Origin of the sequence: Streptomyces sp. NPDC006435 (genome assembly GCF_040612315.1) — a bacterium.
In the GTDB taxonomy this organism is placed as follows: domain Bacteria; phylum Actinomycetota; class Actinomycetes; order Streptomycetales; family Streptomycetaceae; genus Streptomyces.
The window spans coordinates 297,980-322,327 of record NZ_JBEXPY010000005.1; the positions used below are offsets into that span (position 1 = coordinate 297,980).

The 24,348-nt window shown below is 72.3% G+C and carries 17 protein-coding genes and 1 tRNA gene; 3 read left to right on the plus strand and 15 right to left on the minus strand.

Features of this window, described 5'->3' with window-relative positions; translation table 11 throughout:
• Positions 1-83: 83 nt before the first annotated feature.
• From ABZZ04_RS08865 to ABZZ04_RS08895, 7 genes are all read right to left on the minus strand, one after another.
• The gene (locus tag ABZZ04_RS08865; RefSeq protein WP_356931485.1) at positions 84-764 is read right to left on the minus strand and encodes a hypothetical protein; all 681 of its coding nucleotides are present in this window, start codon (positions 762-764) and stop codon (positions 84-86) included.
• On the minus strand, positions 761-1,183 hold the full coding sequence (locus tag ABZZ04_RS08870) for a thioesterase family protein (protein WP_356931486.1): 423 nt from the start codon (positions 1,181-1,183) through the stop codon (positions 761-763). Before ABZZ04_RS08870 ends, ABZZ04_RS08865 begins: the two co-directional genes overlap by 4 nt.
• A 5-nt stretch (positions 1,184-1,188) precedes the next feature.
• Entirely contained in the window at positions 1,189-2,853 is a 1,665-nt protein-coding gene (ettA, locus tag ABZZ04_RS08875; protein WP_356931487.1) for an energy-dependent translational throttle protein EttA, read from the minus strand.
• Positions 2,854-3,169: 316 nt separating this feature from the next.
• Entirely contained in the window at positions 3,170-4,579 is a 1,410-nt protein-coding gene (locus tag ABZZ04_RS08880; protein WP_356931488.1) for an LAETG motif-containing sortase-dependent surface protein, read from the minus strand.
• Between the two features lie 293 nt (positions 4,580-4,872).
• Entirely contained in the window at positions 4,873-5,481 is a 609-nt protein-coding gene (locus ABZZ04_RS08885; protein WP_356931489.1) for a single-stranded DNA-binding protein, read from the minus strand.
• A gap of 99 nt (positions 5,482-5,580) precedes the next feature.
• Entirely contained in the window at positions 5,581-7,623 is a 2,043-nt protein-coding gene (locus ABZZ04_RS08890) for a GTP-binding protein (protein ID WP_356931490.1), read from the minus strand.
• On the minus strand, positions 7,623-9,272 hold the full coding sequence (locus tag ABZZ04_RS08895; protein ID WP_356931491.1) for a dynamin family protein: 1,650 nt from the start codon (positions 9,270-9,272) through the stop codon (positions 7,623-7,625). Before ABZZ04_RS08895 ends, ABZZ04_RS08890 begins: the two co-directional genes overlap by 1 nt.
• A gap of 327 nt (positions 9,273-9,599) precedes the next feature.
• Here ABZZ04_RS08895 and ABZZ04_RS08900 point away from each other — a divergent pair.
• Positions 9,600-9,672 (plus strand) — tRNA-Arg (locus tag ABZZ04_RS08900).
• Positions 9,673-9,831: 159 nt separating this feature from the next.
• On the opposite strand, the gene ABZZ04_RS08905 is transcribed toward ABZZ04_RS08900, so the two are convergent.
• The 5 genes from ABZZ04_RS08905 to ABZZ04_RS08925 all read right to left on the minus strand — a co-directional run bounded on the left by ABZZ04_RS08905 (position 9,832) and on the right by ABZZ04_RS08925 (position 15,746).
• The gene (locus ABZZ04_RS08905) at positions 9,832-10,485 is read right to left on the minus strand and encodes a response regulator transcription factor (RefSeq protein WP_356931492.1); all 654 of its coding nucleotides are present in this window, start codon (positions 10,483-10,485) and stop codon (positions 9,832-9,834) included.
• The gene (locus ABZZ04_RS08910) at positions 10,464-11,756 is read right to left on the minus strand and encodes a sensor domain-containing protein (protein ID WP_356931493.1); all 1,293 of its coding nucleotides are present in this window, start codon (positions 11,754-11,756) and stop codon (positions 10,464-10,466) included. The genes ABZZ04_RS08905 and ABZZ04_RS08910 overlap by 22 nt, the downstream gene beginning before the upstream one ends.
• Positions 11,757-11,845: 89 nt before the next feature.
• Positions 11,846-13,357: an FG-GAP repeat protein gene (locus ABZZ04_RS08915; protein ID WP_356931494.1), complete on the minus strand. Its 1,512-nt coding sequence runs from the start codon at positions 13,355-13,357 to the stop codon at positions 11,846-11,848.
• Positions 13,358-13,673: 316 nt separating this feature from the next.
• Positions 13,674-14,132, minus strand: coding sequence for a DUF1772 domain-containing protein (locus ABZZ04_RS08920; protein ID WP_356931495.1), 459 nt, complete (start codon positions 14,130-14,132; stop codon positions 13,674-13,676).
• Positions 14,133-14,216: 84 nt separating this feature from the next.
• Positions 14,217-15,746: a von Willebrand factor type A domain-containing protein gene (locus ABZZ04_RS08925; protein ID WP_356931528.1), complete on the minus strand. Its 1,530-nt coding sequence runs from the start codon at positions 15,744-15,746 to the stop codon at positions 14,217-14,219.
• 1,020 nt (positions 15,747-16,766) lie between these two features.
• Between ABZZ04_RS08925 and ABZZ04_RS08930 the strand changes: the two genes are divergently transcribed.
• Entirely contained in the window at positions 16,767-18,353 is a 1,587-nt protein-coding gene (locus ABZZ04_RS08930; RefSeq protein ID WP_356931496.1) for an ABC transporter substrate-binding protein, read from the plus strand.
• Here the strand turns inward: ABZZ04_RS08930 and ABZZ04_RS08935 are convergent.
• From ABZZ04_RS08935 to ABZZ04_RS08945, 3 genes are all read right to left on the minus strand, one after another.
• Positions 18,350-18,964 (minus strand): DUF4291 domain-containing protein, encoded by a 615-nt coding sequence (locus tag ABZZ04_RS08935; RefSeq protein WP_356931497.1) that lies wholly within the window; start codon positions 18,962-18,964, stop codon positions 18,350-18,352. The two genes, ABZZ04_RS08930 and ABZZ04_RS08935, sit on opposite strands and share 4 nt — an antisense overlap.
• 122 nt (positions 18,965-19,086) lie before the next feature.
• Positions 19,087-19,968, minus strand: a complete 882-nt coding sequence (locus ABZZ04_RS08940) for an ABC transporter permease (RefSeq protein WP_356931498.1) — start codon at positions 19,966-19,968, stop codon at positions 19,087-19,089.
• A complete protein-coding gene (locus ABZZ04_RS08945; protein ID WP_356931529.1) occupies positions 19,965-22,535 on the minus strand; it encodes an alpha/beta fold hydrolase in 2,571 nt (856 codons plus the stop codon). The genes ABZZ04_RS08940 and ABZZ04_RS08945 overlap by 4 nt, the downstream gene beginning before the upstream one ends.
• A 495-nt stretch (positions 22,536-23,030) precedes the next feature.
• Between ABZZ04_RS08945 and ABZZ04_RS08950 the strand changes: the two genes are divergently transcribed.
• Positions 23,031-24,194 carry a DUF3103 family protein gene (locus tag ABZZ04_RS08950; protein WP_356931499.1) on the plus strand — a complete coding sequence of 388 codons (1,164 nt, stop codon included), beginning with the start codon at positions 23,031-23,033 and terminating at the stop codon, positions 24,192-24,194.
• Positions 24,195-24,348 lie beyond the last annotated feature (154 nt).

Consider the following 24,348-nt stretch of genomic DNA (forward strand, 5'->3'; position numbering starts at 1 on the left):
GGACCCGGCACCGCTGCGGAACCGGTACCGCTACGGACCCCGGCTCGCTCGGCTCCCGGCCCGCGCCTCTCGGCTCCCGGGTCTCAGCCCGCGCCCACCGTCACCGCGAGGGTGCCGAGGCCGCCTCCCTGGCCGCGCAGGGCGATCGAGCCGAACGGGGTGCGCAGCCGCAGCCAGGAACCGGCCGCGAGCAGGGCGACCGGGAAGTCCGGTGCCGCGCGCAGGAAGCCCAGCGACTGGGCGGCGTGCACGGCGCGCAGCGGGAGGGCCGTGCCACCGACCGTCCGGGACCAGATCTCGCGGCCGATCAGGTCCCGTTCCGCCCGGGTGCGGCGTTCCTCGGGCAGCGCCTCGTCGCGGCTGCGGAACTCGGCCACGGCGGCGGCGACGGCGCCGCGCAGGGCCGGAGGCCCCGGCAGTCCCGGCTGTTCCCGCCAGCCGCCGCGCGGCGGGAGCACGCCCGTCCACGGCGGCCCGGTGACGGGGGCCGGGATCGCGCCCGCGCCGGTCGACTCCTCCAGGGATTCGAGGAGCTCACCGGCGGACACGGTGACGTCGAACTCGTCCGGGACGGCGAGCCGCGCCGCCCGGATCGCCAGGACCTCGAACGACGGCGGCCTGCCGAACACGGCCAGCGCCCCGCCGCCCGCCTGCAGCCGCACCGCGGCGGCCCGGTCGTAGTGGAGCAGCCGGCCGAGGAAGGCCGCGAGATCCGCGGCCTCCCTCGTGTCGGCGAACTCCAGCGACCGTACGGGCACCGTCATACCGCAGCGGGCTCCTCGGCCATGTACTGCTCGAGGAAGAGCCGCTCCTCGTCGGAGATCCGACGGGGCCGCGACTGGGCCAGGTCGTACGGCACGACTATCGTCGAGGCCCGTACGTACACCGTGTCCGGGTCCTTGATCTCGTACGCGATCGTCAGTGACGCCGCGCCGATCTTCGTGACCCATGACTCGATGGTCACCGGCGTGTGCCGGTGGACCAGCGGCCGTATGTAGTCGATCTCGTGCCGGGCCACGACGGACCCGCCCGAGAAGGACGGCGAGCCGTCCCCCGGCGCCAGCCGGAACATGAAGTCGATGCGCGCCTCCTCCAGGTAGCGGAGGAAGACCACGTTGTTCACGTGGCCGAAGGCATCCATGTCCGACCAGCGCAGCGGGCAGCTGTAGATGTGACGAGCCAAGACGATCAGCCTCGCGTGAGCTTCTTGTACGTGGCACGGTGCGGACGGGCCGCGTCCGCACCGAGGCGGTCGACCTTGTTCTTCTCGTACGACTCGAAGTTGCCCTCGAACCAGTACCACTTGGAGTCGCCCTCGTACGCCAGGATGTGCGTGGCGACCCGGTCCAGGAACCAGCGGTCGTGGGAGATGACCACCGCGGCGCCCGGGAACTCCAGGAGGGCGTTCTCCAGCGAGGACAGGGTCTCGACGTCGAGGTCGTTGGTGGGCTCGTCGAGGAGCAGCAGGTTGCCGCCCTCCTTGAGCGTCAGCGCCAGGTTGAGGCGGTTGCGCTCACCACCGGACAGGACACCGGCCGGCTTCTGCTGGTCCGGGCCCTTGAAGCCGAACGCGGAGACGTACGCCCGCGAGGGCATCTCGACCTGGCCGACGTTGATGTAGTCCAGCTCGTCCGAGACGACGGCCCAGAGGGTCTTCTTCGGGTCGATGTTGGCGCGGGACTGGTCGACGTAGGAGATCTTGACCGTCTCACCGATCTTGACCGAGCCGCTGTCGGGGGTCTCCAGGCCCTGGAGCATCTTGAACAGCGTGGTCTTGCCCGCGCCGTTCGGACCGATGACGCCGACGATGCCGTTGCGCGGCAGCGTGAACGACAGGTCGTCGATGAGGACCTTGTCGCCGAAGGCCTTCGAGAGGTTCTCGACCTCGACGACGATGGAACCGAGCCGCGGGCCCGGCGGGATCTGGATCTCCTCGAAGTCCAGCTTCCGCATCTTGTCCGCCTCGGCCGCCATCTCCTCGTAACGGGCGAGACGGGCCTTGGACTTGGTCTGCCGGCCCTTGGCGTTGGAGCGGACCCACTCCAGCTCTTCCTTGAGCCGCTTGGCGCGCTTCTCGTCCTTGCGGCCCTCGACCTTGAGGCGGGCGGCCTTCTTGTCGAGGTACGTGGAGTAGTTGCCCTCGTACGGCAGGGCGCGGCCGCGGTCGAGCTCCAGGATCCACTCGGCGACGTTGTTCAGGAAGTACCGGTCGTGCGTGACGGCGACGACGGCGCCCGCGTACTTCGAGAGGTGCTGCTCCAGCCAGTTCACCGACTCGGCGTCGAGGTGGTTGGTGGGCTCGTCGAGGAGGAGCAGGTCCGGGGCCTCGATGAGGAGCTTGCAGAGCGCCACGCGGCGCTTCTCGCCACCGGAGAGGTTGACGACCGGCCAGTCGCCGGGGGGGCAGCCCAGCGCGTCCATGGCCTGCTCCAGCTGGGCGTCCAGGTCCCACGCGTTGGCGTGGTCCAGGACCTCCTGGAGCTTGCCCATCTCGTCCATGAGCTCGTCGGAGTAGTCGGTCGCCATGAGCTCGGCGACCTCGTTGAAGCGCTTGAGCTTGCCCATGATCTCGGCGGCGCCGTCCTGCACGTTCTCCAGGACGGTCTTCGTCTCGTCGAGCTGCGGCTCCTGCATGAGGATGCCGACGGTGAAGCCGGGCGACAGGAACGCGTCGCCGTTGGACGGCTGCTCCAGGCCCGCCATGATCTTCAGCACCGTGGACTTGCCGGCGCCGTTGGGGCCCACGACACCGATCTTCGCGCCGGGCAGGAAGTTCAGGTTGACGTCATCGAGGATCACCTTGTCGCCGTGCGCCTTGCGCGTCTTGCGCATGGTGTAGATGTACTCAGCCAAGAGAAACCGTCCGGCAGCAATAGAGGTGTGGGCAGATACACCCATCTTGCCTGACGTCGGCACCCGGACGGAAACCAGTACGGCCTCCGGCCGCGGAGATCCCGTACGGGTCGGTGCACGGGCCCGTACGGGGCGGTGCACGGGGCCCCGGGCCCGGGGCCCCGCACGAAGAGCCCGGAGCCCCCGTGCGAAGCCGCCCCGGGCACGCGAAAGCCCCGGTACGGGCCTGCGGACGCTGTGATCAGCGTGCGCGGCGGCGTACCGGGGCCGTCACCGGGCGGGCGTGACGATCCGCCCGCCCTCGGTCACTGCTCGATCAGGCGGAGGCCTGAGCCTTGCGCTTGCGGAGCAGGAAGACCGCGCCGCCGCCGACGACGACGAGGACGATCGCGACGCCCGCGATGACCGGGGTGGCGCTGGAGCCACCGGTCTCGGCGAGGTCGCCCGAGCCGCCGGTGGCGCTGCCGCCGGAGGTGGCCGGAGCGGGCTTTTCCCCGCCGGTCTGGGTGTCGGTGCCGCCGGTGGTGCTGCCGCTGGTCTTGCAGTCCAGGACGCCCTTGAAGGTCTTGCTGAAGCCGCCGGGGCCGGTGATCGTGAAGTCGTACGCCTGGTCCTCGGCGACCGGGATGGTGACCGTCTCGGACTTGCCCGCCTCGATGGTGTGCTTCGCACCGGCCAGCTCGAAGGTGAACGCCTCGTCGCCCTCGTTGCTCGCGGTGACGTCCACGCCGCCCTTGGCGCAGTTCTTCTTCGCCGAGACGGCCGGGATGGCGCCCTTCTTGGCCCAGGTGCCGGTGGCGGTCGCGGAGACCGTGGACTCGCTGGAGCCGGCCAGGATCATGGTCTGGCTCTTGGTGACACCGGCGAAGGCCCGGCCGACCGGCACCGAGGTGGTGGCCTGGACGGTCAGCGAGGCGGTGCCGTCGGCGGCACCCGCCGGGACGTCGAAGTAGAGCTCGGCGCCGTTGGCCGCGGTGGTGACGGGCTTGCCGCTCTTGTCGGTGACCTTGACGCCGCTCGCCGCGTCGGCGGGCGGGGTCACGGAGACCTGGCCGGCGTTGGTGCGGACGGTGATCGGGCCGAGCTTCTCACCGGACTTGCCGGAGACCGCGGCGGGGTCCAGGGCGAGGGACGCCTTGGGCTCGGCCTGGTCGACGGCGCTCTTCTCCAGCCAGTCGGCGAGCTTCTCGGCCTGGCCGTCGAGGGCCTCGACGTCGACGTTGTCCGAGTAGCGCCAGATGGCGACCTGGGTGCCCGCCGCCGCGGTCTTCTCGGTGAGCGGGCCGGTGCCGGCCGACTTGGCGAGCGCCGCGAGGTCGTCGACCTGCGGGTAGGAGTGCTCCAGGATCCAGCGGATCTTGCCCGCGTTCTTGTTGGTGTTGAGCGAGGTCTGGTCCCAGGGGGTCTCCAGGTACTTCGCCTGGTCCTGGGTGGGGTTGTGGATGTCGATGCAGTACGTCTTGAGCTTGCCGCCGCCGTCGACGGTCATCTCGAAGAGACCGGCGGGCAGCTGCTGGTTCTTGCCGTCCGCGTGGAGCACAGCGCGGTCGTAGGTCTTCAACCCGTCCAGAACCGCGGCCGCGCCGCCCTGGTGCTGCGGGGTCTCGTCGGCGACCGCGCTGCCCGCGCCGACGAGGGCGCCTGCCATGACCAGCCCGGACGCCACCACGGACGCGGCCAGCCTGGTTATGCCGCGCCGCCGTGAAGATCCGGTCGTCGTCTCCATGGACGGCGAAGCGGTCGCTGAAGAAGCAGAAAACACAGAATTCCCCTCCGGGCAGGACCCTCCGCGCCCGATACGCGTGTGGGGATTGTCCTGCCAGTCGACTCAAGTGCCCCGTGAGTACGGGGGAATCCTAGGGACGAAAAGATGAACAGTCCCCAGTCGTACCGTCGTACAACCATTCCGAATCGGAATCGTTATCGCCGATCTCGCATATGTTCCTCTCGCCCCTTCGGCCCCGGAACCGCCCCGTCCTCTCCGGTTCATGTTCTGTCCGGCCGTCCGGACCGGACCGTTCACGGAACCGGGGCGAGTTCCCCTCCGGCTTGCTCGCCGACCTCCCCGCCGGCCTTCTGACGCCCCGTGGACCGCCCGCTCCTCCGCCGCACGGCCCGCTCCTCTCCTTCCTCCCCCGCACCGCCCCCACCACCGTCTCCCCCACCGCCCCCGCCGCCCCCGTCGCTTCCCCTGCTGTCCCACGGGTCGCCGCCGCCCGGACCGCCCGCCCCGCCCGAACTCCCCACGGGGATCGCCGGGACGGGCTCCCCCTTCGCCACCCGCCGGAACGCGGCCGTCCCCCGCGTCAGGTCGTGGCCCACCGCGACCGCCTCGATGTCCACGAACGTCTTCCGCCGCCCCTCCCGTTCCTCCTCACGCACCTTCAGCCTGCCGTGCACGACGAGCGGTTCCCCGATGGAAACGGAACCGGACAGATTCAGCGCCAGCGCCCGCCAGGCCCACACGGTGAAAAAGCTGGTGTGTCCGTCGGTCCAGAGCTGTTTCCCGCGATCCCAGCGACGCGGCGTCACCGCGAAACGGAATCGAGCCATTCCGCCGGACGCCGTCTCCCGGAACTCCACGCCCGTCGCCGCGTTGCCCACCAGCGTCACCAAGGTGTCGTTCATGACTCCGCCTCCCCTTCGGTCCCCGGACCGGTGACCGCTTCCGCGCGGCCACCGGTCCCAGGTTGGAGGAGAGGCGGGAATCCTGCCGGGGCCTGTGGACTACGTACCGGTTGTGGAAATCTCCGTCACCGTCACGTACCTCTCCCGCACCTCGCGGTACCGCGCGAGTTCGGCCGCCACCGGGTCGAGGACCCGTGCCCGCCCGCACGCCGCCGCCGCCTCGCGCAACTGCCGCTCGGCCTCCTGCCCGTACCGTCGCGCCGGCCCGCGCGCCGCGGCCACGCACGACCACTCCACCAGGGGGCCTCCGACGACCCCGGCCAGCATCACCAGGGCCGGGACGACGAAGCCCGGTTCGAGCAACCCGACGATCTGGCCGACCAGCCAGAGACCGCCGAAGACCTGCAGCAGCGTCATCGACACCTGGGCCAGCACGGCGGCCGGCCACCATTTCGGCCTCGGCGGCCGCCCGTTCGCCCGCCCGCCGTGCGCCGCGCCGGAGGTCCCGGCCGCCCCCGGTTCCCCGGCCGCCGCGCCGCGCCCCTCCTCGCCCGCGCCGTCGGCTCCGCCCGTACCGTTCGCCCGGCCCCGCTCCTCCACGGCCCCGGCCCGCTCGACCAGTTCGTCGAGCGCCTCCGGCAGCCCCTCCGCACCGTTCACAGCCGCCTCGCGGACCGCCTGCGCCCAGGGGCCCGGCAACCCGTCCGCGGCTTCGTCCGCCACCGCCCGGACCGCCTGCTCGACGCGCTGCCGGGAGGTGAGCCGCTCCTCGGGGGGCGCGGGCTGCGCGGGACGCTCCTGGCTCCCGGGCCGCCTGGTGGACTCGTACCAGCGCCACAGCCGCAACCACGGCGTGCCGCACGCCCGTCCGGCGTTGCGGCGCCACTCGCGCTCGGCCGCCTGACCCGTCGCCGCCGCCCCGACGGCCTCCGCGAGCCGGTCGGCGAACTCCTCGCGGGCCTGTTCGCCGAGACCGGCCCGCCCCTCGGCCACGTACACCGGGCGGAGCCTGGCCGCGGCGACGTCGACGTCCGCGGAGAGCCGGCGGGCCGCCGCGGTGCGTTCCTGGACGAACCGGCCGAGCATCTCGCGCAGTTCGCCCACCCCCTCGCCGGTGAGCGCGGACAGGGACATGACGGTGGCGCCGGGTTCGCCGTGTTCGCCCAGGGCCATGCCGTCCTCGTCGAGCAGCCTGCGCAGGTCGTCGAGGACCTGGTCGGCGGTGTCGCCGGGCAGCCGGTCGATCTGGTTGAGGACGACGAAGGTGACCTCGGCGTGCCCGGCGAGCGGCCGCAGATAGCGCTCGTGCAGCGCCGCGTCCGCGTACTTCTCCGGGTCGACGACCCAGATCACCGCGTCGACCAGCGCGAGCACCCGGTCGACCTGGTCGCGGTGGCCGGTCGCCGCCGAGTCGTGGTCGGGCAGGTCGACCAGGACGAGCCCCTGCAGTGCCTCGTCGGTCTCCGTGCCGCTCTGCTGCGGCCTGCGCCTCAGCCGCCCCGGGACGGCGAGCCGGTCCAGCAGGCCCGCGGCCCCGTCGGTCCAGGAACAGGCGATGGGGGCGGAGGTCGTCGGCCTGCGCAGCCCGGTGTCGGAGATCTGGGCGCCCGCGAGGGTGTTGAAGAGGGTCGACTTGCCGCTTCCGGTCGCTCCCGCGATGGCGACGACGGTGTGCCGGGAGGAGAGCCGCTGCCGTGCCGCCGCCTCGTCGAGCACCCGCCCCGCCTCGGCGAGGGTGGCCCCGTCGAGCCGGGCCCTGGACAGCCCGACGAGTTCGCGCAGCGCGTCCAGCCTCGGCCGGAGCGGACCGCCGGAGGGCACGTACGCCTCGACCTGGGGCAGCCGCGCGTCGTCGTCGCCCACGGTCTCGGGTTCGGGGTCGGCCGTCCTGGCGGCGGCCCGCCGGGCGATGAGCCCGTCGTTCCACTCCCGGCCCGGCTCGGCCGGACGGTCCGCCCCGCCGTCGGCACGCCCCTCGTCGTCGATGTCCCGGCCGGTGTCCGCCGCCCGTACGGCGCCTTCGGCGGCCGGGCCCGTACCCGTCCTCGTACCGGTCCTGCACCCCGGGACGTCGGCGTCCCGGTTCCCGTGCGGAGCGGGGCTCCCGCCCCGGCCGGTTCCCTCGTCGGTGACGGCAGTCATCACTGCCACCTCTCCTTCTGCAGTACGGACAGCGCGGCGATCAGTTCGGCCTGCGGCTCCGGGGCCACGTCGAGCGCGTCGAGCGGGGCGAGCCGCCGGTCGCGCTCGCCGTTCAGCACCCGGTCGAGGCAGTCGGTGAGCAGGGCCCCGCCCTTGTCGCGCAGCCGCAGCGCGCCCTGGGCGCCGATCCGTTCGGCGAGCTGCTCCCCGGCACCGCGGGTGCGGCGGCCGCCGAGCAGCGCGGCGGCCAGCAGCGCCGTCACGGTCCCGGCGTCGGGTGCGGCGTTGCGCTCCAGCCTGCGCACCTCCTCCTCGGCCAGTTCCTCCAGGACCCGCCACCAGCGCCGTACGGCCATGGCGATCCGGCCCCGGATGTCCTCGGCGGGCCCCCATCCCCCGGCCTCCCGGCCGACGTCCTCGAAGCCGAACACCCCGGCCGCCGGATCGCGCCGCCAGGTCGTGCGGATCTGTTCGTCGGCGGCGGCCACGGCGCACTGCAGGAGCGTGGCGAGGCTCTCGACCAGCGCTTCGAGGAGTTCCTCGGAGGTGCTGTACAGGGGGTAGCCGCGCCATCTGGTCCGGGCGTCCCCGGCGAGCACGCCGCCGCTGCGCAGCCTCCGCCGCACCCGGGCGCCCTCCGTCCGGTACGCGTCCTCGACCACCCCGCTCAGCCGTACCGACGCCGCGTACTGGGCCGCGACGGCCCCCGCCAGCTCCAGCATCCGCACGTCCAGCGAGGCGATGGCCCCGGCCGCCGTGCGCCCGACGGCCTGCTGGCGGGCCGCCGGGTCCTGGGCCCGGTGGCTGAGCCAGGCCCGCAGCGGGGCGACCGCGGTCGTGGGCAGCAGCCCGTTGCCGCCGCCGGCCGACTCGGGCAGTTCGGGGATGGTGAAGCGCGGCACCTCGCCGAGGCCGGCCCGGGTGAGCAGCGCCCCGTACTGCCGGGAGACCTCGCCGATCACCTGGTGCGGCACCCGGTCCAGGACGGTGACGAGCGAGGCGTCGTACTGCTTGGCGGTGCGCAGCAGATGCCAGGGCACCGCGTCCGCGTACCGGGAGGCCGTGGTCACCATCACCCACACGTCCGCGGCGCAGATCAACTCGGCGGCCAGCACCCGGTTGCGCACCACGAGCGAGTCGATGTCGGGCGCGTCGAGCAGCGCGAGCCCGCGCGGCATCCCGGGCGCGGTCTCGACGCGCAACGAGTTCGCGTCCTCCTCCTCGCCCCCGTCGAGCTCGTCGAGGCCGTCGCACCTGCCGGGGTCGCCGGTCTCCTGCGGGGGCAGCCAGACCCTGGTCAACTGCGGCAGCACGCGCACCCCCGCGAACCAGTGGTGGTCGTCCGGGTGGCAGACCAGCACAGGTGTCCGGGTGGTCGGCCGCAGCACCCCGGCCTCGCTGACCCGTCTCCCCACCAGGGAATTGACGAGCGTCGACTTCCCCGCGCCGGTCGATCCGCCCACGACCGCGAGCAGGGGTGCTTCGGGATCCCTCAGTCGGGGAAGCAGGTAGTCGTCGAGCTGGGCGAGCAGTTCGTCCCGGGTCTGCCGGGCACGCGCCGCCCCCGGCAGCGGAAGCGGAAGACGCACCGCAGCGACACGGTCGCGCAGGGCGGAAAGTGCGTCGATGAGCTGAGGCCGTCCATCCAAGGTCACCACATGCGAAGAATGCCCAATTTTGGAGCCTTTTTGAAGCGTATAGCCACCTCTGCGCGCCGGTTCTCCATCGAAAATGGAGTCGGGACAGAGGGGACGAGTGGGGCGCAGGCATAACGAGTGCACAACACCCGGCGCGCGAGACGCCAAAAGCGGTGCGCGAATCCCACCTACCTGCGATTATCGGTTCGCTTCACCGAACCTCCACATCGTGCCACGCAGGTGAAGCAACCAGGACGAGGCGACAGGAGCTCTATCCTTGTTCCGGCTGGTCACCGACCGGCCCGGCCCCAGGGCTCCAGTCCGCCGAGGCCACCACCGGCCCCCGTAGCTCAGTGGATAGAGCAGGTGCCTTCTAAGCACTTGGCCGCAGGTTCGAGTCCTGCCGGGGGCGCACAGCACGCAGGCCCATGGGCCCTCCGATCGGGAGGGCCTTTTTTCTCGGGCGGGTGCACGCTAGCGAAGACCGCGTAGTGACGGCATAAGACCTGGTGACCGGGGTTCCGCCCGGGAGGGCCAGGAGCGGCGCCCGGCGGGACCGGGACCCTGTGGGTCAGGCGCGGAGGTAGGTCAGGACTGCCAGGACCCTGCGGTGTGTCTCGTCGGCGGGGGGAAGGTCGAGTTTGGCGAGGATGTTGCCGATGTGCTTGCCCACCGCCGCCTCGGAGACGACCAGTTCGCGGGCGATGGCGCCGTTCGATCTGCCCTGGGCCACCAGGGCGAGCACCTCGCGTTCGCGGGGGGTGAGGCGTTCCAGGGGGTCGCGGCGGCGGCGCAGGAGCTGGCGTACGACCTCCGGGTCGACGACCGTGCCGCCGTCGGCGACCTCGTGCAGGGCGTCGACGAACTCCTCGACCTGGCCGACCCGGTCCTTGAGCAGGTAGCCGACGCCCGAACCGTCGCCGGAGTCGAGGAGGTCGGCGGCGTAGGTGCGCTGCACGTACTGGCTCAGGACCAGCACGGGGAGCGCGGGGCGCCGGGTGCGCAGGCGGATCGCGGCGTGCAGGCCCTCGTCCTGGAAGCCGGGCGGCATCCGGACGTCCGTCACGACGATGTCCGGGGCGTGTTCGGCCTCGGCCGCCACGAGTGCCTCCGCGTCCCCGACCGCCGCGACCACCTGGTGGCCGAACCGGCCGAGCAGGCCGGTCAGTCCGTCGCGCAGCAGCACGCTGTCCTCGGCCAGGACTACACGGAGCGATCGGTCCACTCGCAAGGAATCTCCACACGCAATCGGGTCGGTCCCCCGGGCGGGCTGGACAGCGCAAGTCTGCCATCGAGCACGGACACCCGGTCCGCCAGGCCGGTCAGTCCGCTGCCGCCCCCGGTCGTGCTCGCGCCGCCCCGGCCGTCGTCGTGGACCTCCAGGAACAGCCGGTCCCCGGTGTGGCCGCCGCTGACCTCGGCGCGGCTCGCCCCGCTGTGTCTGGCGACGTTGGCCAGCGCCTCGCAGACCACGAAGTACGCGGCGGCCTCGACGGCTTCGGGGAGTCTGCCGGGCAGGTCGAGCCGGAGGTCGACGGAGATCACGGAGCGTTCGGCGGCGTCGGCGACCGCCGCCCGCAGGCCGTAGTCGGCCAGGACCTGGGGGTGGATGCCGTGGATCAGTTCGCGCAGTTCGGCCAGGGCCCGGCCCGCCTCCTCGTGGGCCCTGGCCAGTTGGTCGGCGAGCGGGCCGGGCGGGGCGTCCAGCCGGGCCAGGCCGAGCATCATGGTGAGGGCGACGATGCGCTGCTGGGCCCCGTCGTGGAGGTCGCGCTCGATGCGGCGGCGCTCGGCCTCGAAGGCGTCGACCAACCGGACGCGGGAGCGGGCCAGTTCGACCAGCCGGTCGTCCAGTTCCGTCGGTCCGGGGACGAGCAGGAGGCGGGTCAGCGCCGCGCGCGCCCCGGCCGCCGCACCCAGGGCGTGGCCGCCCGGCAGCAGGAGCACGAGCCCGCCCGCCGCCGTCGCGAAGGCCTCGGGCCACGTCGTGACCGTCCACAGCTTCACCACGCGGAGTTCCTCGCCGTCCCCGTACACCCGCAGCAGTACGGGGGTGGCCGCCATCGTCAGCGGTACGAGCGCGCAGACGGCCACCACGAGGGCGTCGAGCGGCCACAGGACCACGGCGAACAGCAGCGCGTACCCGAGTTCACGCCAGGTGGCCCGCTCCCGGAACCGGCACGTCAGCCAGCTCCGCAGCCCCGGTTCGGCGGGCCTGCGGTGCGGGTCCGGCGCCGGTGCGAGGTCCATCAGCCGCAGCCTGCGCCGCTCCAGGGCGGCCACCGGGATCCCGGCCAGGGCCGTCAGTGCGAGCAGCGGCAGCCCGATCAGTACGAGGGAGAGCGCGCCGCCCACGACCACCCCGAGGACACCCGCCACCAGGAGGGCCGCCCCCGCCACCGCGCCGCTGATCAGGTAACCGGCCGACCGCCAGGGCCAGGAGGACAGCGGGTAACGGGGGTTCGGCAGGGCCTGCCACACGGTGCGGGAGCTCATGGCCCCACCGTAGGAGGCGATTTCGGGGCGGGACATACCCGTTGCCCGACTCCCGGGGGTGGGGCGGGCCCCACCCCCGGGATGTGTCGTCAGCGGTTGAACGACGCGCCCAGTCGCGCGCCCGTGCCCACCGTGCCGAGGGTGCCGTGGCCGAAGGTGAACGAGCCCTTGGCCGTCACGCCGGACGCCGTGGACGGGAGGACCCACAGGGAGCCCGCGCCCGTGTTCTCGCCGGGTGCGCCGACGACCAGTTCGCCGCGGCCGTCGCGGTCGGCGTCGACCAGCTTCACGGCGGCACCGAACCCGTCCCCGGCCTCGGCGGCCCCCGGGACGTCCGCGGTGTCCTGGTTGAAGCCCAGGGTGCCGGTCCCGGTGGGGCCGGAGGCGGTGCCGGGGAGGATCAGGACCGAGCCCGCCCGCTTCTTCGTGCCGAGGGCCTCGCCGGGGACGCCGACGGCGATGTCGCCGTAGCCGTCGCCGTTCATGTCGCCGACCGACAGCGAGGCGCCGAATCCGTCGCCCACCTCGGCGGCGCCGGGGACACCGGTGCTGTCCTGGTTGAAGGCCTTGGCCCGGTCGCCCCGCGGTCCGGTGGCGCCGCCCGGGACGTAGGTGACCATGCCGCCCCGGGCGAGCGGGTTGTCCACGTCGCTGTCGTAGCCCTCGACCATGCGTCCCACGACGAGGTCGGCGTACTTGTCGCCGTCGACGTGGCCGGCCGCGACGGACTCGCCGGCCTGGAGGGGGTAGCCGTTCGCTCCCTTGACGACGGTGTAGTCCTCGGCGAGGCCGGTGGCGCCGCCCCTGCGGACGATGGCGCGCCGGGCGTCGTACTCGTCGCCGTCGTGGACGACACCGGCGAGGTCGTCGCGGCCGTCGCCGTCGAAGTCGCCCGCGGTGATGTCCATGTACCGCAGGTCGTCCATGTCGCGGATCTCCCTGACCGGGGCCGCCGCGCCGCCGTCGCGCCCGAACGGGCCGGACAGGACGTGGAGGTCGCTCCTGCCGAGGGTGACCACGTCCGCGTCGCCGTCGCCGTCGAAGTCGCCGACGGCGATCTCGCCGCCGATGCCCTCGTACTGCTCGTCGCCGGTCAGCAGCGTCGCGCCGCCGGACAGGCCCTGCGGACCGCCCCAGATCACGGTGAGCGAACCGGCCGACCCGGACGTGCCGGCCTTCTCATTCTCCGCGCCGACGACGAGGTCGCCGTACCCGTCCCCGTCGAGGTCGGCACCGGCCGTCGCACCGCCGAACCGGACACCGGCCGCGGCGGTGCCCGGTATTCCGGGCGAGTCCTGGTTGAAGACCTGCTTGGTGGAGGTCTGCAGGCCCTTCGCGGAGCCGTACACCACGCCCACGTACCCGGCTCCGGCCTTGCCCGCGACGGTGGCGTCGGGGGCGGTGAACGCCACGTCCGGGTAGCCGTCGCCGTTGAAGTCGTCGCGGCGCGCGGCCGGGGTGGGGACGGCGGTTCCCGCGGACGCCGGGGCCGCGGCGGGGGCCTTTCCGGGCGTCGCCGCCCCGGCGGTGGGAAGGGTGATCACGGCGGTCGCCACGGTGATGGCGAGGACCACGGTGGTTCCGAGGGCACGGGCTGCCACGGGGGCTCCTTCGGTCGGGTTCGGGAGGAACGTTCCGGAGTTCGAGGAGAACGTTCCGGAGGGTGCGCGGGGTACCGGCACCGTGCATCCTCAGACCGGCGGAAACGTGCCGGGGTTGCCCCACGGGCCGGACCGTCACAGCTCCTCCACGCGCCGGGCGCGCGGCGGGTCCGTTCGTGGTCCGGCCCGCGCGAAGGGATCCGGCCCGCGCGAAGGGATCCGGCCCGCGCGAAGGGATCCGGCCCGCGCAAAGGGGCCGGAGTGCGGCGCGGAGGGGACGGGGTGTGGCGCGGAGGGGACGTGTCGCGGGGGCGTCCTACGAGCCGACCACGGTCAGCAGGACGAACGCGGCGAGCGACAGGAGCGTCCGGACCCGGTGGAGCCGGTTCCACCGGCCTTCGAAGGCGGCGCGGGCGGCGCTGTCGTCGTCGCCCTCCGACTGCGCGAGCCGGTTGTTCAGCGGGACGTTGCCGGCGACCGTGATCAGGTGGCTGCCGATCGCGCAGGCCAGCGCCGCCAGGGCGAGCACCCGGTCGATGCCGTCGTCACCGAAGACCACGACGGCCGGGAAGGCGATCACCCCGAAGAAGAGGAGCAGGAAGAACGGGCCGGGCACCTTCTCGTTGAAGCGGCGCATGGCGTCCGTGAACCGCTCGTCCGGCAGGATCGCCAGGCCGGGCATGATCGAGGTCAGGAACGTCAGCATCAGTCCGGCGTAGAGCCCGGTCGTGATGACCGCGAGGGCCAGGAACAGGGATTCGAGGGAGGAGGACATGGGATACATCATGTCGTCGGCGCACGCGTCGCACAGCCCACTTCCGCAGGGCGGTGCGACGCGTCAACTCCCTTCGGCCGAAGGTCAGTCGATCTCCCCCTCGGGTTCTCCCCCGGTCGCCCCGTCGCGCCTGCCGTCACGCAGCCGGGCGGCCTGCTCGATCGCGGTGGCCAGCTTCCGCACCGAGTCGTCCTCGGTGTCGGTGGCCAGTTTCCCGGCCCGCGAGGCGAGTTCACCGAGACCGGGTGCGCCCGTCAGTTCCTCGCCGCGCAGCGACTGGGCGAAGTAGGCGGCGACGGCGGTCACCTGGAGGCGCTCGGAGGCGCCGCCCCACAGCGGGCCGTCGATCGCGTCCGTGGTGATGGAGCCGGTCCGCTCGCGGGGTGCCCTGGTCTTCGGGTCCTGCCAGCGCACGGTCGCGGTCGCCACGTGGCCGGACGCGCCCTCCTTGAGACGCACCGCGTAGAGCGCCGTCACCGTGTGGCCGGGGCCGACCTCGCCGCCGTCGACGCGGTCGTTGCGGAAGTCCTCGTCGGCGACCTTCCGGTTCTCGTACCCGATGAGCTCGAACTGCTTCACGGTCTCCGGGTCGAAGGCGACCTGGGCCTTGGCGTCGCGTGCCGTCAGCTCGATGTGGGCGGGCAGCTGGTCGACGAAGACCTTGCGGGCCTGGGCCTCGTCGGCGATGTACGTGGTGTGGCCGTCGCCCTTGTTGGTGAGCTCCTCCATCAGCGCGTCGCCGTACTCGCTGCCGACGCCGACCCCGAAGAGGGTGATGCCGTACTCGCGGCGGGCGGAGTCGATGCGCTCCAGGATGTTCTCGGCCTCGGTCTCGCCGGTGTTGGCGAGCGCGTCGGAGAGCAGGACGACCCGGTTGGTGGAGCCCTTGACGTGGCCCTCGACCGCCTCCTCGTAGCCCCGCCTGATGCCGGCCTCCACGTTGGTGGAGTCGGTGGCCTCCATGGAGTCGACCCGGTCGAGGATCTTGTCCCGGTGGCCCCCCACCCGGGTCATCGGCAGCAGGGTCTCCGCCTCGTCGCTGAAGGTGACCAGGGAGATCGAGTCGTCGTCGCGGAGTTCACCGGCCAGGATGCGCAGGGACTGCTTCACCAGGCCGAGGCGGCCCGCCCCGGCCATCGAGCCGGAGATGTCGACGACGAAGGTGAGCGCGGCGGGCGGGCGGGAGTCGGGGGAGGGGGCGGCCCTGGTGGCCAGCCCGACCCGTACCAGCGACCAGTCGGCGTTCTTCGCCGCGGGCCTGGCCCCGTCCATGTTCACGGCGAAGCCGTTGCCCTCCGGCCTGCGGTAGCCCTGGCGGAAGCTGTTGACGAACTCCTCGGGCCGCACGGTGTCCGGCCTCGGCAGGCTGCCGTCGGCCAGGACCCGGCGCGCGTAGCCGTAGGAGGCGGTGTCGACGTCCAGGGCGAAGGTGGACAGGTAGTCGGGTGCGACCGGCGGCGCGGACTCCTTCGGCCCGGCCACGTCCCGCTTCTTCTCCGCGCCGCTCTCGGCCGCGCCGCCCGGGGCGGCGGGCGCGGGCGCTCCGCCCCGCACGCCCCGGCTGTCGGTCGTGGCGGAGTCGTGCGAGGTGCCCGAGCATCCGGTGAGCAGCATCCCTCCCGCCAGCAGCACGCCGAGGGCCCCCTGCCACGTCCGCGGGAGTCCCGCACCGTACGTGCCCGCCCGGCGCGCCCCGTGCTTCCTTGTCCGGCGTTCCATCGTTTCCCCCCAATGTCTTGGTGCCTGCACTTGTGAATGTGACGTGCGAGGTGGCGCGTCGGAGTCGACGAGGATGTTGCGGAAGAGTCTCGATGCGGCAACAACGGCCGGGAAACGGGCCGGACGTCAAGATCGGGACACGAAGTCCTCACGGCAGGGGCACGTCGCCGAGCCGGTGCGGGTGGCCGTGCCCGTATCCGTGCTCTCCGCCCGCGCGGGCCGCGGGGTCCGTGCGAGGTCGCCCCAAACCGTCACATGCCGCGGAAGGTGACGCTCCGGTAGCGATGAGGAAAAGGCGCCCGAGTGGCACCAGATGGGGACCAGAGGGACCAGGAGGACCAGAAAGGCGAACGCAAGTGAATCGCTTCCGAACCGCCATCAGGGCGGGAAGGCGCTGGAAACGGGGTTTCCCTCATTTATCCAGGGATAGGGTCCGGCGGCTTTCGGCACACAGGCGTCCACGGTGTCCAAAAGGAGCGGTGACGCAGCCCTGATCTGCTGCTATGACATGGTCGACACCAGTGGGCACACCGGAACACACCTCCCCCGAAGCCCTCCGCCGGTCGGCCCTCACGAACAGTCGCCAGGCTTTTCAGGCCAACCCGCCTGCCGCTCCCGGCTTTTTCCTTCGCATGCTGCACCGCCGCTCGGCGCCGTGTACTAATAAGGATGTTCAACGGCACCACGAGACCGACCACAACCTGTCTTCTCCCGTTCATCTGCTGGAATTTGGCGTCGGGTCATCGCGCGTAGAGTTCCTGGGTGAACATCAGGTCCGGAAGGGCCGCCGGTCCGTACCACGGCCCCGGCGACCAAACCGGCTCCGTCGGACGGCCGCGGTGTTCACAGCACTTCCTGACCCGATCCGGTTGTCCGGGAACACCCACTCCCGGCCGAGAGTATGAGGCACGTTCTGTGAAGGTTCGTACGAGTCGGCCGGGCGCCCTGATCTCCGTGGGCCTGGCAGCGACGTTGTTGACGGGTTGCGGGTCCCAGAACGACATCTGGCAGTTCGACTCCAAGGAGAGCCTGGTCGTCGGGATGTCCGACGACATCCTCGCGACGGACCCGGCCGCGGGTTACGACCCCGGGTCCTGGCTGCTGTTCAACAACGTCTTCCAGTCCCTGCTGAGTTTCCCGCCCGGTTCCTCGACCCCGGTGCCGGAGGCGGCCGACGAGTGCGGCTTCTCGGAGGACAGCAAGACCTACACCTGCACCCTGCGCGACGGACTGAAGTTCAGCAACGGCCACAACCTCACGTCGAAGGACGTCAAGTACTCCTTCGACCGGGCGATCAGGATCAACGACCCGGCGGGCCCGGCGCCGCTGCTCTCCACCATCGAGTCGATCGAGACCCCGGACGTGCGGACGGTCGTCTTCCGTCTCAAGGTGCCCGACGCGACGTTCCCCAGCAAGATCGCCTCGGGTGCCGGTTCCATCGTGGACCACGAGGTCTACCCGGCGGACAGCCTGCTCAAGGGTGACAAGGCGGTCGGCTCCGGCCCCTACGAGCTGGACTCCATCGACAAGTCGAAGGCCGACTTCTCGGTGTACTCCGGCTACCGGGGCAACGCCGAGGTGAAGAACTCCGGTGTGACGCTGCGGCTGTTCCGCGGCAACCAGCAGGCTCTCAAGTCGGCCCTGGAGAAGGACGACGTGGACATCGCGTACCGCGGTCTCACCGCCAAGGCGATAGCCGCCCTGGACACGTCGCCCGGCGCCGAGAAGGACGGCATCGAGGTCGTCCAGGGAAACAGCGCCGAGGTCCAGCACCTGGTCTTCAACGTGGCCGACCCCGTGGTCGGCAAGATCGCCGTGCGCAAGGCCATCGCCCATCTCGTCGACCGCTACGCCCTGGTCAGCAAGGTCTACGAGTCCACGGCGACGCCGCTCTACTCGATCGTCCCGGTCGGCATCACCGGCCACGGGACCTCCTTCTTCGACACGTACGGGGACAGCCCGCAGCCGAAGCAGGCGAAAAAGATCCTGGAGGACGCCGGCATCACCGACAAGGTGAAGCTCACCCTCTGGTCCACCCCGAGCCGTTACGGTCCCGCCACCGACGACGAGCTGCGGACCATCGCCGAGCAGCTGAACCGGAGCGGCCTCTTCGACGCCCGGATGAAGTCCGTCGCCTTCGACGAGTACGAGGAGAACATCGCCGAGGGCAAGTACGGCATCTACGTGAAGGGCTGGGTGCCGGACTACCCCGACCCCGACAACTTCACCCAGCCGTTCTTCGGCAAGGGCAACGTCCTGTCGAACAACTTCGAGAACGGCGAGATCTCCCGGATCATCCCGCGGACGTCGTCCATGACCGACCGCGCGAAGACCCGGCAGGAGTTCATGAAGCTCCAGGACATCGTGGCGGACCAGCTGCCGCTGCTGCCGCTGTGGCAGGGCAAGCAGTACGCGGTCGCCCACGAGAACGTCCGGGGCCTGCAGAACTGCCTGGACAACTCGACCGTCTTCCGGTTCTGGGAGCTCAGCACCGCGTCCTAGGCGGCGGGGTCACCGGTCGCGACCGGGACCGGGGCGGCGCCCAGGGGGTACGGGGTCTCCCGGGGCAGGAGACCCGCCGCCCCGTCGAGGTCCCCGGCCGCGACCAGTGCGTGGACCTGCCGGGCGAGCGGGGTGACGTCGCGGATGGACACCGTCCACTCGTCCGCGTACCGCCGCGACGCCTCGCCGGAGAGTCCCAGTTGGAGGGAGCGGTACGGCAGCCGTTCCAGGCGCAGGTCCCGCTCGGGATCCCACTGGACGCGTGCCGGAGCCCGGCGCAGGGCGTGCTGCCAGGCGGCGTGGTCGGGGTGGACTCCCCTGACGTAGTGCGAGAGTTCGGCCCCGGACAGGGCACGGTCGAAGCCCTCGCGGGTGATCTCGACGGCCAGCACGGTCTCCTGGCCCTCCTTGGTGCCCCAGCCGCAGCGGTACATCATCCACAGGAAGCTCGGTTTGATCCACGTCATGCGGTCCCGCTTCCAGCTGTCGGGGAAGCGCCCGTCGCGCGCGGCCGGGAGGCCGATGGACGGGGTGTACGCCTGGTAGACGGTGATCGTGTCGTCCGTGTGCTGGGCACGGATCTCGTACTGCGGCCTGGTCGGAGCGGTCATGGCCCCATCAGAACACCGTCCCGACGGTCCCTGCGAACGAATTCCCGGCCCCTGGTCCGGGGCCGGTGCCCTGCGCCCGGCCCGCCCGTCGGGGGCGGGGCCGGGCGGGCCGGGCGCCCGGTTCAGGACACGATGTCCTTGCGGCCGAAGCCCCGGAAGGCGAGGGCGAACAGGATCAGCGCGTACGTCACCGAGATCGCCGCGCCCTTCGCCATGCCGGCCCACTCCAGTTCGGGCTGGAGCGCGTCCGCCCAGGCGAACTGCCAGTGCGCGGGCAGGAAATCGCGCCAGGAGCCGAGTGCGGTGACGGCGTCCAGCACATTGCCGACGATGGTCAGCCCGACCGCGCCGCCGACCGCGCCCAGCGGGGCGTCGGTCCTGGTCGACAGCCAGAACGCCAGTCCGGCGGTGACCAGTTGCGAGACGAAGACGAACGCGACGGCGAGCGCCAGCCGGGGCACGGTGTCCGAGGTCGCGAGCGCGCCGCCGGTGGGGAGTGCGAGCGGCCCCCAGCCGTACGCGACGGCCCCCGCGGCCAGGGCGACGAGCGGCAGCAGCACCATCGCGGCGAGGCTGAAGCCGAGCGCCACGACGAGTTTGCTCCACAGCAGCCTGGCCCGCGGCACGGGCGCCGCCAGCAGGTAGCGCAGCGAGGACCAGCCGGCCTCGGAGGCGACGGTGTCCCCGCAGAACAGCGCCACCGGCACCACGAGCAGGAACCCCGCGGACACGAACAGGCAGGTCGCGGCGAAGTTCGCGGCGGAGGCCGTCGCGGTGTCCATCAGGGTGATCCGGTCGTTGCCGCCGCCCCGCGATTCCGGCGTGCCGCCGATCGCGAACGCGACGATCAGGACCAACGGCAGTGCCGCCAGCACCCCGCCCATGACCAGGGTCCGGCGTCTGCGCAGCTGGCGCATCGCCTCGACCCGCAGCGGCAGGGTGTGCCGGGCGCGGTAGCCGGGGGCCCCGACGGCGGCTTCGGTGACATCGGCTGCGGCACTCATGCGGAGCCTCCGGAGATCAGGGTGAGGAACGCGTCCTCCAGTCGGCGGTGCGGCCCGACACCGGTCAGCGGCACGTCGAGCCGGACCAGTTCGGCGATCAGCTCGGCCGGGGTGGCGCCGTCGAGCCGTACGAGCAGCCCGCGGCCGTCCTCCGTGCGGGCGGCCGAACCGATCCCGGGCAGCGCGGCGACCTTCTCCGCGAGGGGTTCGGCCACCTCGCGCGCGCTGGTGACCAGCAGCGTGTCCCCGGACCCGGTGATCTCGGCGACCGGGCCGGCCTGGACGAGCCGGCCGCGGTCCATGACCACGAGGTGGGTGCAGGACTGCTCGACCTCGGAGAGCAGGTGGCTGGAGACGATGACGGTCCGGCCCCCGGCCGCGTACCGGATCATCACGTCCCGCATCTCGCGAATCTGGGGCGGGTCGAGCCCGTTGGTCGGTTCGTCGAGGATGAGCAGGTCCGGCATGCCGAGCATGGCCTGGGCGATGGCGAGCCGTTGCCGCATGCCCTGCGAGTACGTGCGGACGGCGCGGGCCAGGGCGTCGCCGAGCCCGGCGATCTCCAGGGCCTCCTCGATGTGCGCGTCCTCGGCGGGCCTTCCGGTGGCCTGCCAGTACAGGTCCAGGTTGGCGCGCCCGGACAGGTGCGGCAGGAAACCGGCGCCCTCGACGAACGCGCCGACGCGGGACAGCACGGGCGCACCGGGCCGGACGGCCTGTCCGAAGACGCGGATCTCGCCGTCGTCGGGCGTGATGAGTCCCATCAGCATGCGCAGGGTCGTGGTCTTGCCCGCGCCGTTGGGGCCGAGGAGTCCGAGCACCTGCCCCTTCCCGACCCGGAAGGACAGGTCCTTCACCGCGTACCTGTCGGTGGACTTCGCGTACTTCTTCGACAGCCCGGTGATCCGGAGCGGCACGTCGGCGAGCGCCGGGTCGGGTGCGGGGGCCGCGGTGCGGCGGCGGGCGGTGAGCAGCAGCGCGGCGGCGATCACGACGGCGGCGGCCGGGAGTGCCCAGGTCCATCGGGGCAGCGGGGCCGCCGCGGTCCTCAGATCGGGGGCGGTGGGGACGGTGAGCGGACCGGCGGGGGTCACGGTGTACGTCGCGGGCGCGGCCGGTGAGGCGTAGCCGAGGTCGGTGGTGGAGAGGACCAGGCGGAGCCGGTGCCCGGCGTCGAAGCGGTGGTCGATCGCGGGGAGCGTCAGCCGTACGCCCCTGCCCTGCCGGTCCTGCGGGATGCGGACGGGGGCGACCAGCTGGGAGGGCAGCAGCTGCTGCCCGCCGTCCGGGGACACGTCGTACACCTTCCCGAACAGGACGGCGTCGCCGGAGTCCGTCTCGATGTCGACGGTCACGGTCGGAGTGCCGGTGACGCTCAGCGGCGCGTCCAGCGGGGCCGAGTCGAAGCCGGCGTGCTGGCCGGGGAAGTCGAGCGAGAGCCCGACGCCGAGGGACGACAGCCGGGAGAGGCCGCCGCCGACGCCGGGTACGGCCGAGACGGCCGGCGGACTGGCTCCGGCGGGGTTGCGGAACGTCTGTGTCCGCCGCCCGATGCCGATCTCCTCCTTCCCGCTTTCCAGCCCCGGGTACGTGTCGCTGCTCGCCCCGCGCGCGAGGGCGGCCCCGTCGGTGGAGTCGACGCCTCCGGTCCGGGTGACGCGGAAGGCGGGGCCGGTGTCGGCGTTCTCGTCGCCCTTCAGGTACCGGTCGAACCAGCGGCCGACGCGCTGTTGCACCCGGTCGGTCTCCGGGTCGCCGCCGTCGTGTCCGCCGGTGATCCAGTCGACGGCGACCGGGGCGCCGTTGCCGCTGATCGCCCTGGCCATGGCGTCGGCCTGGCCGAGCGGGAAGAGGGAGTCGGTCTGTCCCTGCACGACGAGCGCGGGCACCCGGATCCGGTCGGCGACGGCGCTCGGGGAACGTTCGGTCAGCAGCGTGCGGGCGGCGGCGTCCGGCTTCCCGCTGACGGCGACCCGTTCGTACATCTCGCAGAGCCGCTTCTCGAACTTCTGGCAGCCGCCGCCGGTGGTGACGAAGATTCCGGCCCAGAGCCTCTTGAAGACCCCGTCGGGGAAGAGGGCGTCGGCCAGGTTCCAGTAGGTGATCTGCGGCGCGACGGCGTCGACGCGCTCGTCGTGCCCGGCGGCGAGGAGCGAGACGGCTCCGCCGTAGGAGGCACCGGTGATCCCGACGCGGGGGTCGCCCTCGGCGTCGAGTTCCACCTCGGGCCGGTCCGCGAGCCAGTCGATCAGCCGGGACACGTCCCGGACCTCGCGGTCGGGGGCGTTGAGCGAGATCTCCCCGCCCGACTTCCCGAACCCGCGCGCGGACCAGGTCAGCACGGCGTATCCGGCGCCGGCCAGTTGCTCGGCCTGGTCCCGCACGTCGTTCTTGCTGCCGCCGAATCCGTGCCCGATCAGCACGGCCGGCCGGCGTTGCGTGCCGCCGGTGGTGAAGTACGAGGTGTCGATGGACACCCCGTCGAACCGCATCGTCCGGTCCTTGCGGTGCACGGCCGGCGTGCCGTCGTCGGCCGCGGCGGTCCAGGTTCCCGCACCGGCCAGCACGGCGAATGCCGCGAGGCCCGCGGCCCATCGGCCCCGCCCGCGGAGCAGCAACCGCCGCCACCGGGGCGCGTGCGCATCGGAGGTGTCCATGGTTCCCGACCCTAAGCGGACGACCGCCGCGCGCGGACAGCCACCGGGGGGAACTCCTCGGCCTCCCCTGGGCGTACGGCGCCCGTCCGCCGTACTGCGGACGCGGTATGCCGTGGCGACGGGACGGGCCCGGCGGCGGAACGGACGCGCCATCGGGGCGGTCGCACAGTCGGAACGGACACGCCATCGGGGCGGTCGCACAGCCGGTACGGGCGCGTCGCCGGAACGGATGTGCCGTCGGGTCGCCGTGCGGGGCATCCCGTCGCCCCGGGCAACCTTGTCATGGACACAGAAACGCGGTCTACTCGCATAGACCGATGTGACCGTCCCTCAGCCGCTCGTCGGGCGCGGTGGTCGCCTCGTCATTCCCGCAGCACTCCGTCTTTCTTCCGTCAGGAGAGATCCTTGAGTACCTCCGCATCGCTGCGCACGGCACTGATCGGTGTCACCCTGGCCGCGACCGCGCTGATCCCGCTCCAGGGCACCGCGCTGGCATCGCAGCCCGGAACGAACGCGGCGGCCTCCCCCGCCGCCTCCACCACGTCCGCCTCCTCGGTCGCCGGCATCGAGGACGCCACCGCGCTCGCGCTCGCCCGTTCCCTCGCCGACCCGGCCTGGAGCAGAGAGGTCCGCAGAGCCGCCCTGACCACGGATTCGGTCGGCCTCGGAGAGCTGACCGGCGGTGCCACCGCCGCGGCCGGCCGGAGGCTCGCCGCCGAGGTCGCCGGGGCCGACCGGGGCGTCGCCGCCGCCAAGGGCCTGGGCGACGGCGCGGGTCCGCTGCTGCGGCTCGGCCTGGCCGACGCGTCGATGAGGAACCGGCTCGTCCAGGGATCGGCCCCGCTGGTGGCCGCCGCCCCGTCCGACGACGACGTCTCGACGTTCACCGCGTACGACAGCAGGGGCGTGGCCCACGAGCTGTCCCAGGACAGGGCCCCCGGCCGGCCCGTCTACCTCGTCGACGTCGACGGCTCGAAGGCCGTCGCCGAGGGGCTGAAGGTCATCGACAGGACCCTGCGGTCCAAGGGGCTGAACACCCCCGCGCCGGTCGCCGGGCCCAACACCCTGGCCGCCGCGTCGGGCATCGACACCACCCGGATCGACTCGGTGCGGATCTCCGACGACCAGGAGCCGTTCTTCAAGGGCGACGCCGAGATCTTCACCCTCGTCACGGGCTTCGGCAAGGACGGCAAGCCCCGCGTCGACACCGTCGAGATGCCCTATCTGAACAAGGCGGACACGACCTACTACCCGGGCCAGGTCCTCGTGAACTGGTCCAACTACAAGTACGACATGGCCGACGCGGTCATGATGGAGGACGACGGCGACACCAACTACCAGGCCCTGGCCAAGGCCATCGTCACGATCCTGCTCACCATCACCGACCAGGGTGCGTACATTCCCCTGGCCGACGCGCTGCTCGACGCCATTCCCACCAACTGGTGGACCGACGACCCGGACTACGTCGACTCCTGGTACACCCTCGCCAGGACCAGCAGCGGCAGGCGCGACGGCGCCGCGGGCAACGGCTGGATGACCGTCTCCCCGTACCACGTGCCGGAGATCTGACCGGGCGCGGCGCGACGTACCGGAGCATGCGCGGCGCGCGGCGGCGCGCATGCTCCCCGGGGCCGGGCGGCGTTCCCGGGGGTGTCATGCCGGGCACCTGACATTCGTCATACGGACCTCGGTACACGTGGCTCTGCCGGGCAACGGGCCCCGG